Here is a 14238-nt window from a genome sequence, read left to right as displayed (position 1 = left end):
GACTGTTGCCATGTGGACAACGCCAGATGTTCCTCGCCAAGACCTCCCTCCACTTCCTCCGAGTGAGGAAGTGGAGACTCCGGCTGTCCTCAAAGCAGTCATTGCTGCAAGTCGTGAGCTATCTGCCCTCAAGGTCGCTTGTTCGCGCCTGCCTGATCCGGCAATCCTTATTAACACCATTCCCTTGCTGGAAGCTCAGGCTTCAAGCGAAATCGAAAACATTGTTACGACCAATGACGAGCTTTTTCGCGCTGTCCATAACGCCTCCGATCAGCCAATTACTCCTGCGGTCAAGGAAGCATTGCGCTACCGGCAGGCGATTCGGATTGCTTCAGATTTACTTGCCGAGCGTCCGCTAGGCGTGCCGACCGCCCTTGAGGTCTGCACCCAGATTCGAGGGATCCAGGCGCGTATTCGGGATCACGCCGGAACCTTTATTGGTAACCCTCAAACGAAGGAGCGGATCTACACCCCGCCTGAGGGGCGCGAGGTCATCACAAGGCATCTTGGTCTCTGGGAGGACTTCCTTCATCGTGATCATGGCATCGATCCGCTGGTGGTCATGGCCTTACAGCACTATCAATTCGAAGCTATCCATCCTTTTAGTGATGGCAATGGACGAACTGGTCGTGTTCTGAACATGCTCACCCTGATGGATAAGGAGCTGCTCAGGGATCCGGTGCTCTATCTTTCGGGTTACATCGTCCGCCATAAGCAGGATTACTACAGTCTCTTGCGCGGCGTTACTGAGCGGGATGAGTGGGAGCCGTGGATTCTGTTCATGGTCTCAGCTTGCGAGGTCACTGCCAAGTGGACCCTGGAGCTTATCGAGACTATTACTGCTATGCAGACGGAGGTGGAAGGGCGTATTCGCACTCTTGTGCCCAGGGCGCCCGCAGCAGATCTTGCTCGCCTGCTGTTCACCCAGCCCTATGTTCGGATAGAGAACATTACGGAAGCAGGGTACGCGCAGCGTCAAGCGGCATCGCGCTGGCTGTCCGACCTTGTGCGTGCAGGAATTCTTGGGGAAGAGAAGATTGGGCGCGGCAAGATTTTCATCAATAACGCCCTCCTCGACACTCTTTTTGAGACCCCTCTGGCGTAGTGGGGCGTAGGAGTGCGGAGGTGCCGCGTCCTGATGTCCTGCTCGTGCGGGGGCACGATATGTACTCCGCAGGTACATGTCCCGCTGATATGTACCTTTTTGCTCTCAAAAAGTACATATCCTGCGAACGTGTACCTTTTCGGGTCGAAAAAGTACATAAGCGGGTGGGTGGTTTTAAGCAGACGTGGCGTTGCCAAGCTTCGGCTCCTGGCCTTGATCTGAGGCCTCAACCTGTGCCCAGGCAGGGACTCCAGGCGCAGAGCCCAGGCATGGTATCTCGGCAGCAAAAGGCATCCGCATCCTTTCCCTGCCACTGCCTGAGCCTGCCTATCCATCCACGTCAGGAGCAAGGTGGATGTGGCGCCACCGGCCCTGGTCGCCCTCGCCAAGCTGATCCCATTTGTCGATGAGCCACTGGTCATGGGTGGCAAGAATGAGCGTTCCTTCCCAGCTCAGCAAAGACTTTTCCAGGGCCTCAATGGTGTCCAGATCCAGATAATTCGTTGGCTCGTCAAGCAGTAACATGCTGGGCCGTTGAGCCAGTGCAAGGGCAAACTGAACACGTCGTTTATTGCCATCGGAGAGCTGAGCGAAAGGTATCGTCCACAGGCGAGGGTGAAGGAAACCCTTCCCGAGTTCGCCAATGCCCTCCCTCCACACATCACAGGGCATTCCGGCCTCGCCCTCGTCGGGTAGTTCCTGTGGAACAAATACGCACCCTTCAGCGTTGACACTCCCCGACGCTTCCTGCGGGGCTGTCCCTGTATGAATCCAACGCAACAAGGTTGATTTTCCAGCGCCGTTGGGGCCGGTTAGCATCAAATGTTGGCCGCATCCAAGCTCAAAGCTGGTTGGAGCTAAGCGTCCGGGAAGCGAAGCATTGCGCACTGAACACACGATGCCTGCGGGGATAGTGCGCGGCGTAGGAAGGGTGATGGACAAACTTTCGTAGCGAGGCCGACGTACCTCGCTTTCTCTGAGTTGTTCGAGGCGCTGCGAGTCGTCACGGATGCGGCGAGTGGACACGGTCTGTGCGCGGTCCGCGTAAAATTTTTTCGACACGCGTGTCTCGCTGCGTGGTGTGAAGTGACGGTGGCCAACCACCTCAGAAGATGCGCGGTGCTGTGTGAGATCATGTTTTTCCCGTTGCTGCTGCGCGTGTATCTGAACATGGCGTGCACGTGCGGCCGACTTTTCCCGCAAGTAATCGGAGTACCTGCCCGCGCATCGGTAGATTCCGTTGGCCTTCTCGCGCCCGGTGGCGGAGGCAATCGCATCCCACGGGACGGTATCAAGGTCGAGGATGCCTGTTGCGACACGTTCAATGAAATCTCGGTCGTGGCTGGCAAAAAGAACCGCACCCCTCCATTCCGTCATGGTGTGGATGAGGAAATCGCGGGCATCGGCATCGAGGTGATTGGTCGGCTCATCCAGGACGAGTGCGGCTTGGCCGCCCAGCAGAAGAGCTGCGAGTTTGAGACGTTCGTGCTGCCCGGGCGACAGTGAGCTGAGCGGGCGATCTTGAGCGATGCTACCCAGGCCAAGGCTGTGCAGCGTCTGGTCGATACGGCGTTCAAGCTCCCAGCCATTTGCAGCAGTAATCTCGTTGAGGAGCGTGTCGAATCGCTGCATCAGCGCTGGCTGTGAGGATGACGCAAGGTCATGAGAGACTGCGTCGAACTCTTCCCGAAGGGTCATAATGTGCTGGCAAGCTGAAGCAAGCGTCTCCCCTACAGTTGCTGGTGCGTCGCCCCCGCTGGCGAGGGTGGGCGCGTCGACAGTGCCGTGCAGAGGCGAGAGTCTGCCGAGGGCGAGGTTCAGGAGAGTAGTTTTCCCTGAGCCGTTGGGGCCAACAACGCAGAGGCGTTCCCCAGCTTGGCAGGTAAAGGACACATTGGTGAGGACGTCGATCGTGGGGTAGGCGAAGCTCACCTGAGAAAAGGATATGACTGACACACTGCACTCCCAGAAGTGGAAAACGGAAAGGGCGATGGCGTGTCATGTGAACATGTGGCGAGCCTAGCAGTACCAATAGCGGCAAGTAAAGGTTTGTTTGGTGCTGCTCAGGAGGGGTTTTCTACTGTTTTTGCCTCTGCTTCGCGTGTGCGGCGTTCTTCCTTCGCGCGGTGGTGTGCGGCGACGGTTCGTTTCGACATCCGCACTTCTTCTGTGGCTAAGGAGAAATCGTGAAAATCCGTTGACTATGGGTGCCTTTGTTCGAGGGCTTTTACAGCTTCGTCAGCAAAACGGTCGTAATCGCTGACGTAGTTATGGTCTTGTTGCTCCCGGAAAGCTGCATATTGTGCGAGAGCATGTTGATCCGATCGAACTATCCGGAAATTCCGGATAGTTCGATCCGAAGGTAGCTCGCCAGAGTCGTAGATGTTCAGCAGGTGCTCATTAATGGTCCTGACGTCAACGTCGAAGAGCTCTGCCAAAGCCTTTTGCGTCAACCATATGGTGCCGTCTTCGTAACGTACTTCAATGCTGGAATCCGCATCGGTTGTGAAGATGAGGAAATGCTGCGAAGAGTGACGGACTGACGGCATGTTGGTCATGGGTGCTCCCGAATGGCTCGAAACTCTACATGTGCTCGGTGTCCGTCGTAACGCAGGACATCTTCCATTGTCGCCTTTTGAAGAGCTAACGCATAAGGAACGGAGCCCTTGTGGATAACTATGGTGAGCTATGTGTTGCCATGGTCTCGCGGGCGCGACGTTCCTCCTTTGCGCGGTGGTGGGCGGCGACTTCCTCGGGGGTCATCGGGCCCTGCGAGGTGCCTGCGGCGCCGTCCTCGCGCTGCCACTGCACAGCCAGAGAATCCTTGGAACCAAAACGCGCCAGGTGAATACCGACAACCTGTTCAATGCGGGCAAGATCGTCAGCGGCGGGGGAGTTGGGCAGCGAAATCTCCATAACGAGGGTGCCGTCCTGGGCCTTTAGCGCACAGGAGGCGGCCAGTTCGCCCTTGCGAATGAAATTGAGGAAACCTTCTTCGCTGTCAGCGTCCCAGTCGGCCTCAAGTTTACGACCCATATGGGCGACGAGCTGTTTGGCGTAGCGTGCGGGCCGCTCGGTGCTCACGCGAGCAACGGATTCGAGGTGCAGGGGCGCGGCTGCTGAGACGGTCACAGAGGTCATAAGGTAATCCTTACCTAAGTGCCCTGAATGTTCGAGGCAGATCCCGCTGTGTGGCTGTGAGATCGCGCTCGAAGGTAGGTGCATGCCGGGTGGGGAGGTGGTGAAAGGAGGGTTAGCTGCCGATCTAATGGCAACTATCCTGGCCATAACTGGGTGAAATGGCTAGGATAATAGCCATAGGGGGTTTCGATGTCTGGGTTCCATATTGATCGTGAACTTGTCGCATTTGGTGAGCATGTGCGCGCCTGGCGAATGGTGCTCGGCCTTACCGCTCAGCAGGTGTGTGAGCGGGCGGATATCTCTCGGCAGACTCTTCGCAAGATCGAAAACGGGGAGCTCTCGGTGAGCTTTTCCAACGTGGCCCAGGTCCTTCGTGCACTCGGGCAGCTCAACGCTGTTGTGGACAGCGTTGATCCATTGAACTCAGAAATCGGCAGGCTTCGCGCAGGGGCAATACGTAAGAGGAGGGCGCGATGACTGAGATCGCCATCTATTCAGATGACGTTCATCATGGCGAGCGTCTCGTCGGTCGCGCCTTCTTCACTCGTGACAGGCGTAAGGTATCGACGACCTTCGTCTACGAGGCCTCCTATCTTTCCCACGGTGGGATGAATATCGACCCCTCATTGCAACTCGTCGCTGGAGCACAATACTTCGACGGGCTACTACCAGCCTTCAGCGATAGTGCCCCGGATCGTTGGGGACGGAACCTCCTCGATAAAGCCGAACGTATTGCCGCGCGTGAAGAGGGTCGCTCTCCTCGTCAACTGGACGATGTCGATTACCTGCTGGGAGTCAGTGACAATACCCGTCAGGGTGCCTTGCGCTTCTATGTTTCCGGAGCAGGGTATGTGGGGCAGCCATCTACCGTGCCCAAACTCGTCTCCCTTCCTGCGCTTTTGCGCGCTAGCGAGGCGATAATTGATGATCTGGATCCTTCGCAGGCCGTGAAAGCCCTCCTTGATACAGGAACAACCGGATTGGGGGGAGCTCGACCAAAGGCGTCGGTGCTTCTTGAGGACGGCGCACTCGCTATAGCAAAGTTTCCCCATTCTGCGGATCAATGGGACGTGATGGCATGGGAAGCAGTTGCGCTGGAGATTCTTAAGGATGCGGGGGTCCAAACCCCATCGAAAAAGCTCGTGTCGGTAGGTGGCAAGGGGGTACTGCTTCTCCGTCGATTTGACCGAGATCGTGCCGCGCGTCGACGAGGCTACATCAGCGCACTGACAGCGCTCAGTGCCAAAGACGGCGAACAACATGATTACCTTGAAATTGCGCAGGCTGTCCGGGCAATCTCCACCCAACCGCGCTCTGACTTGCATGAGCTCTTTGACAGGGTCGTTGTTGGTATCGTCCTTGGAAACACGGACGATCATCTGCGCAACCATGGCTTTATAGCGGATAAGAGTGGTTGGCGTTTGAGTCCCGCGTTCGATGTGAATCCCAATCCTGAGCTCTACAAAGCCCGTGCGACCTCGATTTTTGGTGCAGAAACTTTGGCAGACGAGGCGGAGGTGCTGATGGACTTTGCTGCGGAGTGCAGCCTCAGTGTGGAGCGAGCAAAAGAGAGAATCCAAAAAGTGGCTGAAGCAGCTTCACAATGGCGCCAGATCGCAGCATTGACGGGAATCGGTCAGCGAGAAATCACGATGATGGAGGAATCTCTTTCTCAGCGTCTGAACGCCGTGCGGACCCTTCTCCACTAGAGCAGGTTGAATCATCCTCGATCGCAGACTTGTTGTCATGCTGTGGTTCAGGCATAGCTGCGATGAGAACGTTGCTATCAATAAGGAACATCATCGAACTCCTAGATGCTCAGCAAATTTGTCGAAGGTCTTTAGCTGCCGCGTGCTTAGGAGCTCGAAAGCTTCACGAAATGGTGTTCGTCCCTCGTAAGTGTCGCTGATAAGTGCGGTGGCGAAGGATTGTCCTACACGAAGGGTTTCAGTGTTATAGAGATTGCGCCGACGATCCCGCTAATCATGACAAGGATGCCCTGGTCCTCAAGCTTCTCAACAAGGTGCTTGCGGACCGCTACGGGATTGGAAAAGTGCCTTCTGTTATCCACCGCGAAATCAAGGCTTAGCCTGACAAAAGCGGCGACGGAATCAATGGGCTGATTGATCGTGGCTGATCCCACCGCGGCGACGGGCTCAGACTCATTCTCGTAGGCGTAGGCGCGATACGACTCTTGCCGCCGTTGGGCCAGGTAAATAGTGTCAAGGAGATTTGCAGAAGGATTCTGGGAGGTAAGAGATGGCAAGGTTCGGAAGTCGGGAATCGGAGTCTCTTCCACGGGAGGTGTATCAAGGAAGAGGGCGGCGAACGGCGCGTGAGTTGCTCGCGCAGAATCTTCAAGTTTTCTGAGGGTGGGGTTGCGGGTGCCTTCAATCCACAGGTCGAGGGTGTTCACCCGAGTTGTACTCACTGCATCCCAGCCTCCCCCTCGCTCAACTGCCCATTTCAATAACTCCGGTTTGACTGCCACGCGTGTCGGCACTTCGTCACCTTTTTGGCTCTTTTCGTGCTGTTTCAACACCGCAAGGCTCACCCCGTATGTACGGTCGCCACACAAGCTCCTCGTACTCATGACCTCATCCATGGACTTGCCACTCGTACCTTGTTGCTCTTCCCCGGGGGCGGACGCCTCATTGTGACTCGTCCAGCGGCGTTATAGGATTCGATGAATCCGTAACGATCAATGGCAAGAATAGAGCGGAGAAGCCCTATGTTCACCGATCCTGCCCCGAATGACTCGCAAAACACGCTCCCCGTATCCTCCGGAAGCGGTGCGCAATCTCCCGGTATCTTCGCCACCTTTGCTTCACAGAGTCTGCCGGTGCGCGTTCTCATCATCCTCCTTGGAAGCATTGTCACCGTCGGTGCGCTTGCCGGGGCGGGCTATGGGTTGGGGCGGATCATGGCCATCTCCGGAGGGGACGCTCCACACTCTGTTGCGAACCTTGCCCAGTCTCAACCCGACGCTGCACAGAGCCGCTCCTCCGATGCGGACACAGCGGCCTCGGCCTCGTCAATCGCAGTTCCGCAGATGAACCCCACCGAAATCGCGCAAGGAAACTACCGTTCGGTGGCCGGCCAATGGGTCAACACTGTTGGACACGTCATGACTGTCGAGGAAGACTCCTTTACCTTTCTTCACGAGGGCGCACCGAACTTCCAAGTGGTTGGGCTGGAAATCCCCGGTGGGAAGCCTCATCACAGCTTCGCCCCCGCCATTGTCACCACTCACCCGGGGGACGTCGTACAGCTGCAGTGGGTGGATGAGCAAAACGGCTTCCCCTTCGAAAATGGTGCACTCTTCTTCCCTGAGGGAAGCGAAGTCGAATACTGGAAGCAGACCGCCGTCTCTGACGTGTCCCGAGAACGCATTCTTGCAGTTGGTGCTGGGTACGCGAGTGGCCGCGATCTTCCCAAGGACCTTACTCCCTTTATCTTCTACCGTGTTCCCACAGGCAAAAACTCTGCTGATGTGGCTGACGAGCTTGCGCAATGGAGAGACCAGTTCGCTTCAGGTCAGGCGGCGAGCTGCGCTGCGCCTGTGCATGGTGCCTACGCCTGCGCAGGAGGAGTCGCGCCAGAGGGTGCGATCGAACTACCATCCGCAGGTGTCACTGGGGTGGGAGCCCTGGTGCGTACACCGTCAGGCAATATTCGCTGCGGAATCTCAGGGCGCCAGCACCCGAACGGCTACGGGTACCTGCGCTGCTACGTGAAGTCTTGGGCCGAGGAGGGCCGCTTTACTCCAGAGAGTAATGGTGGGCCCGATGGTGGAATCCCCCATGTTGCATTCGATAGCGAAGTGCCCGTCTACAAGCAGCTCGGTACTGCGCCCGGAGAGTACATGTTCGAAGGCGACAACGATGTGACCACCGAGATGGCCTACGGCCATATCTACACCTATGGGCCCTTCGCCTGCGCCTCAGAAGAAACAGGTCTAACCTGCTGGAATGTCGAGACTGGGCATGGTGCTTTCATGAATAAGCGCGAGTTCTTGACCTTCTAAGAGGGGTCTTGTGTTGCCATTCTGTCTGAAAGAAGAAGGCTAGCGCGGCTGCATTCGACACGAGGCTTCCGACGATTACGTGACACTTGTTGCATGGCGTAGCAGTTGTTGCTTTTTGTGGCGGCTGCATCCGTCACAAAAAGCAACAACTGTCACGTAACTGGTATGTCGCCTGGGCAATATGAGCGATAAGGCTCATCGCCCGCCCACGGCCCGCGCAACCCCTAAAACGCCAACCCCTAGAACGCCAAGCCCTTCGGCGCTGGCCCCAGGTCCCAATACCGGGCGTTAGGCACCTCGAAGCCATTGGCTTTATAGGCCTCATAGTCGAAGTTTTCGCAGTCCTCGAAGCCAATCAGGTGATACTCGTAGAAGCCATCCCAATCCTCATAGCCCGAACCCAAGGAAGACTCCAAGAAAGCGTCGGCCATGGCCATCGCCAGGGGTGGGGCGGTGAAGAATGCGCCCATAGCCAGCAGGTTTGCGCCATTAGCCGCAGCAGCGCGGCGAGCAGAAGGCAGCGACTCAGCCACAGCGGCATGCACATGCGGCACCTTCGAGGCCGCAATGTGAATACCCATGCCGGTGCCGCAGAATGCGAGCGCGCGGTCAAATTCGCCTTCGGCAATCTGTGCGCCGACCAGGAAACCTACTCGGTGGTACATCGGACATTCTTCCAGAACTGGCGTCATGTCGGTGACAGTCCAGCCTCGTTCTTCAAGGTGGGCTTTGACGGCTTCCTTCAGGGGGAACCCGGCGAAGTCGGCTCCCACAACAACATGCTTATCAGCAGCAGTCTTCTTTGCCTGCATCATGATTCAGCCTTTCGAGTCAGGAGGCGTGACAGCACTGCCCCGCCCTTGAATTCATCCATGGTGATGATGGCCAACAGCACGCCGCCCCAGATCAGCGGGCGGTAGAAGTTGGAGATGTCGGGGAACATATTCAGGCCCGACGCCAGGATCTGCAGCGTCAAAATAGCCAGAATGACGCCGGTAATGCGCCCCTTACCGCCGTTGGGGTTCACGCCGCCAAGCACCACGATCAAGATGGTCAGCAGGGTGTAGGGTTCGGCGTTACCGGCCTTAGCGGAGTTATAGGTGGCGAGCATAATGACGCCCGCAATACCGGCCAGCATTCCCGACAGGATGTAGGTGCGCATCAGCAGTGACGTCACCTTCATGCCGGAAAAGCGCGCTGCGGTTTCATTCGTGCCGAGCATGAGGATCTTCGTGCCAAACCCGGTGAAAGTCAGCAGCGAGCCAATCACGGCCACGCACACCAGGAACACGACCAACTGGATGGGGATGACGCCCAAGAGCTTGCCGGTGATCACGTCACTGAAGGGCTTGAAGCCGGGCACGCCCTTACCCTCGGAAATCACGATGGCGATGCCGCCAAAAAGTTCAAGGGTGCCCAGGGTAGCCAGGATGGGCGGGATCTTCACGCGCGAGATGAGGAAACCATTGAAGGCGCCGCAGGCGCCGCCAACGATCACCGCCATGAGCACGGCCAAAAGGACAGAAAGCACGTAGTTCGTGCCGGTGGCTTCCGCAGGTAGGGCGGCCTTGAGCATGTAGGCGGTGATAATGCCCGTCAGGTTCGCCACCGACACCATGGACAGGTCAATGCCGGCGGTGAACATGGTGATCATGACGCCAAGGGCCATAATGCCAAACTCGGGGAATTGCACGGCCATGCCCGTCCAGGTGCGCAGGCCGAAGAATTGGCTGGGTTTGACGATGGCGAAGAAGGCCAGCAGGGCTACCAGCACGATAATCATGCGGGTCAGGTAGGGGTCGCGGGCTAGGCGGTCGCGTACTCCCAGGCGAGAGGGTGCGGGTGCAGCAGTCATGTGAGTACCCCTTCCTTATGCGGACTTCAGTTGTCGGCCGCGCGAGCGGGAGATCTGAACAGCGGACACGCCGGTGCCGATGATGACCAGCAGACCCAGGGCGAAACGCTGCCAGAAGGTGGAAATCCCCATGAGGATCATGGAGTTTTGGACGATGACGATGAGCATGGTGCCCAGCATCGCGCCCGTGAGCGACCCGGTGCCGCCGGTGATGGCGGTGCCGCCCAGGACGACGGCCGCGATGACCATCATTTCCATGCCCAGCAGGTTCGTGGGGTGCATCTGGCCCATGGCGCTGGTGCGCACGATGCCTGCGAGGGCGGCGATCACGCCGACGAGGACGTAGAGCAGGAACAGTGTGCGCTGGACGTTAAAGCCTGCGCGTTCTGCCGCCGCGCGGTCACCGCCAATAGCGAAGATGCCGCGTCCGAACATGGTGTAGCGGGTGATGAAGAAGGCCACCGCCAGTACTGCGACGAGTAGCAGGAAACTGGTGGGCATTGGCGAGGTCAACCCCGAGGTTGGGTTCGTGGCGACGAAGAGGTTGGATGCGCCGAAGGCTTTCATTGAGGGGGGAATGTTCGGGATCTGCACGGAGGCGAGCGCTCCCTGCATGATTCCGTTAAAGACCGAGGCTGTACCGAGGGTGATGATCAGTGTCGGCACAGTCAGACGCGAGGTGAACAGGCCGTTGAAAGCGCCCAGCACCGCGCCTAGGGCCATGGCCATGAGGAAGGGAATGATGACGGGCCCTTCGAAACCTTGATCGACAAGGAAACGGGTGGTGGCGTAGACGGCGAGGGAGGCCAACGCCGGGAAGGAGACGTCAATGCCGCCTGAGACGAGCACCAGGTGGGTGCCGATGGCGAAAAGGCCGGGCACCACCATCGCATTGGCAATATCGACGAGGTTGTTGCTGGTGAAGAACTGGCCCGAACGTGCCTGAATGACGAGGGCGACGGCCAGGATCACGAGGGCGACGTAGAACTCGTTGGAGCGCAGTAGGCGTGAGCGGAGCTTATTCATGTCACTTCACTCCTTCAAGGTCGGCGTCGGCGGAGATCATGTCGGAAAGTTCCTTCTCGGAGGTGGTGGCGGGGTTGGCCTCGCCAGATAGGCGCCCGGCCTTCATGATGAGGAGGCGGTTGCAGTTGTCGAGGACCTCGGCAAGGTCGTCAGAGATGATGATGACGGCCATGCCTTGGGCGGCCAGCTCGCGGATGATGCTGTGGATTGTGTGTTTGGAGCCGATGTCCACGCCCACGGTCGGGCCGTTGAGGATGAGGACGTCAGGCTTTTGCGCCAACCATTTGGCGAGGACGACTTTCTGTTGGTTGCCGCCCGAGAGGGTGTTGACCGCGTTGGCGGGGTCCTTAGTGGCTACGCCAATGTCGGCCACCCAGCGGTGTTGTTCTGCCCGTAGGCCGTCGCGATCGAGGACGCCCATGGCGCCCGCGAAGTCATCCATGATGGACACGGTGATATTGGAGCCGATAGAGCGCTCAAGGAAGAGGCCTTCGGTGAGGCGGTCTTCGGGAACGTAGGCAACGCCGGCTTTCATGGCGTCACCAACGTTGCGGAAGCGGACGTCCTCGCCCTTCAGGGTCAGCGTGCCCGAGTCGATGCTGTAGGCGCCAAAGAGGGCCATGGCCAACTCTGTGCGGCCCGAACCCAGCAGGCCCGTGATACCGAGGATCTCTCCGCCGTGCAGATCAAAGGAGACGTCGCTGAATGCGCCCTCGAGGCTGATGTTTCGTGCTGAGAGGACGGGTGCGGGGCTGAGTTCGCCGGGGATGAAGCGCGTGTCCTCGAAGTCGCGGCCTGTCATGTAGCGGGCGAAGGATCGGCGGTCGAGCTCGTGCTTATCGCAGGTGATGATGTGTTCGCCGCTTCGGATGATGGTGAAGCGGTCGGCGATTTCGAAGACCTCTTCAAGTTTGTGGGAGACGAAGAGGATGGCCATGCCGCGAGATTGCAGTTCGAGGACGATCTTGAACAGGGCTGACACTTCGCGTTTGGTCAGGGCTGTGGTGGGCTCGTCCATGATGAGCAGTTTGGCGTCACTGACGAGGGCGCGGCAGATGGCGACGAGTTGCTTGTCGGCAACGGAGAGGTCGCCAACGCGGGTGTCGAGGTCGATGCCGATACCGATGGTGGCTAGGGCTCTTGTGGCGATGTCGCGGAAGCGTTTCCAGTTGGCGATTTTCCGTCCGGCGGCGACCTCGCTATTGAGGGCGAGGTTTTCCATGACCGTGAGGTTGGGGAAGACGGAGAAGTCCTGGTAGATGACTTGCACGCCGGCGTCAATGGCTTCCAGGGGGGTCATTTTTTCGAAGCTGCGTCCGGCGATGGTGATGGTGCCCGAGTCGGGGGCGTGCACGCCGGAGATGACTTTAATGAGGGTGGATTTGCCGGAGCCGTTTTCGCCGGCGAGGCAGTGGATTTCGCCGGGGGCAATGTCAAGGTTGATGTCTTTAAGGGCGTGGACGCCTTTGAAAGACTTGCTGATGTGGGATACCGAGATCAATGGCGCTGGTGCCTGCGTGGGGGAGGTGTCAGTGCTGGTGACCTGTTGTTCGGTGGGGTGCTGTTCGGTCATGGGGCCGCTCTTTCCAACAGTAACCGTGGTGCCCGCGTCATTGCGGGCCGGATCGTGAGGGGTGAGTTGTGGGCCGGGTGAGGCGCGCTCACCCGGCCCAGAAGCTCAGAGGGGGTCAGAAGCCGAAGCTGTCAACGTTGTCCTTGTTAATGGTGATCCAGCCATTGCCTTCGAGGACCTTGGTGGAGCCTTCGGCGAACTTCATGTTCTCGTAGCCGGGGACGCCCAGGTTGATGCCGTCCTTGATCTCTTCGCCGTTGAGGATCTTATTGGCGAGGGAGGCCATGGCGTAGCCTGCGTCGGCGGGATCCCACAGGGTGAGGGCCGAGACGAGGTCCTTCTTGAGGATTTCAGCGTTGGCTGCGGGCATGCCGGTGCCTGCGGTGAAGACCTTGCCGGTCAGGCCGAGTTCTTCGATGGCGCGTGCGACGCCGGGTGCGTCGAAGGAGGAGGTGCCCATGATGCCCTTGAGTTCGGGGTAGGTCTTGAGCAGTTCCTTTGCGGCCTGGTAGGCGCTTTCGCCGTCGTCGTTGGATTCAACGCGGGGGTTGGCTTCTAGGAGGGTCATCTTGGGGTAGGTCTTCTTGGCGTGTTCGACGCCGCCGTCTGCCCATTCGTTGTGGGAGGCGTTGGTGACGTGGCCGACCATGGTGGTGTAGACGCCTTCCTCGCCCATGGCCTTGGCGAGGTTGTCCATGATGAAGGCGCCGTAGGCGGAGTTGTTGAAGGCCTCGATGTCGTACATGGTGTTTTCTTGCGAGGCGCCCTCGTGGGTGACGACGACGATGCCTGCGTCCATGGCTTCCTTGAGGACGGGTTCGAGGACACCGGGGTCAACGGGGACGACGCCGATGGCGGAGACGCCCTGGGAGATGAGGTCTTGGATGACCTGGGCCTGCTGGGTGGCGTCGGTTTCGGCGGGGCCCTTCTGGTAGGCGTTGACGCCGGTTTCTTCGGCGAACTTCTTGACGCCGACTTCCATGCGGACGAACCAGGGGTTGGTGGCGTCCTTGGGGACGATGACGATGGAGTGGTCGCCGCCGCTGGCTGCGGGTGCTGCGCCTCCCGCGTCGGAGCTGGGGGTGTCGGTGGTGCCGCCGGTGGTGCAGGCGGTGAGGGTCAGGCCCAGGGCTGCGGCTGCGACGAGGGCGTTGCGTGAGAACTTAGTGAGCTTCATGTTCTTTTCCTGTGATCTATCGACATTGACAGAAAATCCTGGCCGTCTGTGGCCGGGTGTGAGAGCGAGAGGCTCTGCGCCTGTGGAGGCGGGGTGCCTACGCGCTGCGGTGCGTGGAGGCTTGGCATGAGAATACCGGCTTCAATCCTCAAAAGTGTCGGATAACCTACACAAAAATTAAAGCGTGCAAATTTTGCATAGGGGAAAGGGGTGAGTATTCCCTGAAATCTCGCCGATGTGCCTATTTTTTCGTTGGAAACCCGCCTGCAATCGTTATCATTCCGAGATGATTTTGCCGCCACGTGTTAAGTGAAAACTTAATATATTGGCGGCC

At 58.4% G+C, this 14238-nt stretch carries 13 protein-coding genes; 4 read left to right on the top strand and 9 right to left on the bottom strand.

All coding sequences use genetic code 11. The annotated features are described in order from the left end of the window. Positions 1-10 precede the first annotated feature (10 nt). On the top strand, positions 11-1105 hold the full coding sequence (locus tag HWX48_RS08335; RefSeq protein ID WP_175956502.1) for a Fic family protein: 1095 nt from the start codon (positions 11-13) through the stop codon (positions 1103-1105). Between the two features lie 327 nt (positions 1106-1432). Here HWX48_RS08335 and HWX48_RS08330 read toward each other — a convergent pair whose 3' ends face one another. The 3 genes from HWX48_RS08330 to HWX48_RS08320 form a co-directional block, all read right to left on the bottom strand. Then, positions 1433-3061 (bottom strand): ATP-binding cassette domain-containing protein, encoded by a 1629-nt coding sequence (locus HWX48_RS08330; RefSeq protein WP_175956500.1) that lies wholly within the window; start codon positions 3059-3061, stop codon positions 1433-1435. 245 nt (positions 3062-3306) lie between these two features. Next, on the bottom strand, positions 3307-3663 hold the full coding sequence (locus HWX48_RS08325; RefSeq protein WP_175956498.1) for a hypothetical protein: 357 nt from the start codon (positions 3661-3663) through the stop codon (positions 3307-3309). A gap of 118 nt (positions 3664-3781) precedes the next feature. After that, positions 3782-4246, bottom strand: coding sequence for a DUF2218 domain-containing protein (locus HWX48_RS08320; RefSeq protein WP_175956496.1), 465 nt, complete (start codon positions 4244-4246; stop codon positions 3782-3784). A gap of 189 nt (positions 4247-4435) precedes the next feature. On the opposite strand from HWX48_RS08320, the gene HWX48_RS08315 reads away from it, so the two are divergent. Then, a complete protein-coding gene (locus HWX48_RS08315; protein WP_175956494.1) occupies positions 4436-4723 on the top strand; it encodes a helix-turn-helix domain-containing protein in 288 nt (95 codons plus the stop codon). Beyond that, entirely contained in the window at positions 4720-5955 is a 1236-nt protein-coding gene (locus HWX48_RS08310) for a type II toxin-antitoxin system HipA family toxin (protein ID WP_175956492.1), read from the top strand. The genes HWX48_RS08315 and HWX48_RS08310 overlap by 4 nt, the downstream gene beginning before the upstream one ends. Positions 5956-6179: 224 nt before the next feature. On the opposite strand, the gene HWX48_RS08305 is transcribed toward HWX48_RS08310, so the two are convergent. Then, positions 6180-6677 (bottom strand): hypothetical protein, encoded by a 498-nt coding sequence (locus HWX48_RS08305; RefSeq protein WP_175956490.1) that lies wholly within the window; start codon positions 6675-6677, stop codon positions 6180-6182. 300 nt (positions 6678-6977) lie between these two features. Between HWX48_RS08305 and HWX48_RS08300 the strand changes: the two genes are divergently transcribed. Further along, on the top strand, positions 6978-8273 hold the full coding sequence (locus HWX48_RS08300; protein ID WP_175956488.1) for a DUF6287 domain-containing protein: 1296 nt from the start codon (positions 6978-6980) through the stop codon (positions 8271-8273). A 239-nt stretch (positions 8274-8512) separates the two neighbouring features. Here the strand turns inward: HWX48_RS08300 and HWX48_RS08295 are convergent, their stop codons facing one another. The 5 genes from HWX48_RS08295 to HWX48_RS08275 form a co-directional block, all read right to left on the bottom strand. After that, positions 8513-9088, bottom strand: a complete 576-nt coding sequence (locus HWX48_RS08295) for an RpiB/LacA/LacB family sugar-phosphate isomerase (RefSeq protein ID WP_254873030.1) — start codon at positions 9086-9088, stop codon at positions 8513-8515. Continuing rightward, positions 9085-10128 (bottom strand): ABC transporter permease, encoded by a 1044-nt coding sequence (locus HWX48_RS08290; protein WP_175956486.1) that lies wholly within the window; start codon positions 10126-10128, stop codon positions 9085-9087. The genes HWX48_RS08295 and HWX48_RS08290 overlap by 4 nt, the downstream gene beginning before the upstream one ends. A 15-nt stretch (positions 10129-10143) precedes the next feature. Further along, positions 10144-11154: an ABC transporter permease gene (locus HWX48_RS08285; protein WP_175956484.1), complete on the bottom strand. Its 1011-nt coding sequence runs from the start codon at positions 11152-11154 to the stop codon at positions 10144-10146. Position 11155: 1 nt separating this feature from the next. Continuing rightward, positions 11156-12727 carry a sugar ABC transporter ATP-binding protein gene (locus tag HWX48_RS08280; RefSeq protein WP_175956482.1) on the bottom strand — a complete coding sequence of 524 codons (1572 nt, stop codon included), beginning with the start codon at positions 12725-12727 and terminating at the stop codon, positions 11156-11158. Positions 12728-12842: 115 nt separating this feature from the next. Further along, positions 12843-13904 (bottom strand): autoinducer 2 ABC transporter substrate-binding protein, encoded by a 1062-nt coding sequence (locus HWX48_RS08275; RefSeq protein ID WP_175956480.1) that lies wholly within the window; start codon positions 13902-13904, stop codon positions 12843-12845. Positions 13905-14238: the final 334 nt, after the last annotated feature.

Origin of the sequence: Schaalia sp. Marseille-Q2122 (genome assembly GCF_903645355.1) — a bacterium.
GTDB lineage: Bacteria > Actinomycetota > Actinomycetes > Actinomycetales > Actinomycetaceae > Pauljensenia.
The sequence above is the reverse complement of the archived record's forward strand: the minus strand, read 5'-3'. Positions and strand labels throughout refer to the sequence as shown.

Excerpts from the sequence above, each read along its gene's own strand:
- HWX48_RS08285 (WP_175956484.1), bottom strand. The coding sequence starts at position 11,154 with ATGAATAAGCTCCGCTCACGCCTACTGCGCTCCAACGAGTTCTACGTC.
- HWX48_RS08320 (WP_175956496.1), bottom strand. The coding sequence starts at position 4,246 with ATGACCTCTGTGACCGTCTCAGCAGCCGCGCCCCTGCACCTCGAATCC.
- HWX48_RS08325 (WP_175956498.1), bottom strand. The coding sequence starts at position 3,663 with ATGACCAACATGCCGTCAGTCCGTCACTCTTCGCAGCATTTCCTCATC.
- HWX48_RS08335 (WP_175956502.1), top strand. The coding sequence starts at position 11 with ATGTGGACAACGCCAGATGTTCCTCGCCAAGACCTCCCTCCACTTCCT.
- HWX48_RS08300 (WP_175956488.1), top strand. The coding sequence starts at position 6,978 with ATGTTCACCGATCCTGCCCCGAATGACTCGCAAAACACGCTCCCCGTA.
- HWX48_RS08290 (WP_175956486.1), bottom strand. The coding sequence starts at position 10,128 with ATGACTGCTGCACCCGCACCCTCTCGCCTGGGAGTACGCGACCGCCTA.
- HWX48_RS08280 (WP_175956482.1), bottom strand. The coding sequence starts at position 12,727 with ATGACCGAACAGCACCCCACCGAACAACAGGTCACCAGCACTGACACC.
- HWX48_RS08315 (WP_175956494.1), top strand. The coding sequence starts at position 4,436 with ATGTCTGGGTTCCATATTGATCGTGAACTTGTCGCATTTGGTGAGCAT.
- HWX48_RS08295 (WP_254873030.1), bottom strand. The coding sequence starts at position 9,088 with ATGATGCAGGCAAAGAAGACTGCTGCTGATAAGCATGTTGTTGTGGGA.
- HWX48_RS08310 (WP_175956492.1), top strand. The coding sequence starts at position 4,720 with ATGACTGAGATCGCCATCTATTCAGATGACGTTCATCATGGCGAGCGT.
- HWX48_RS08275 (WP_175956480.1), bottom strand. The coding sequence starts at position 13,904 with ATGAAGCTCACTAAGTTCTCACGCAACGCCCTCGTCGCAGCCGCAGCC.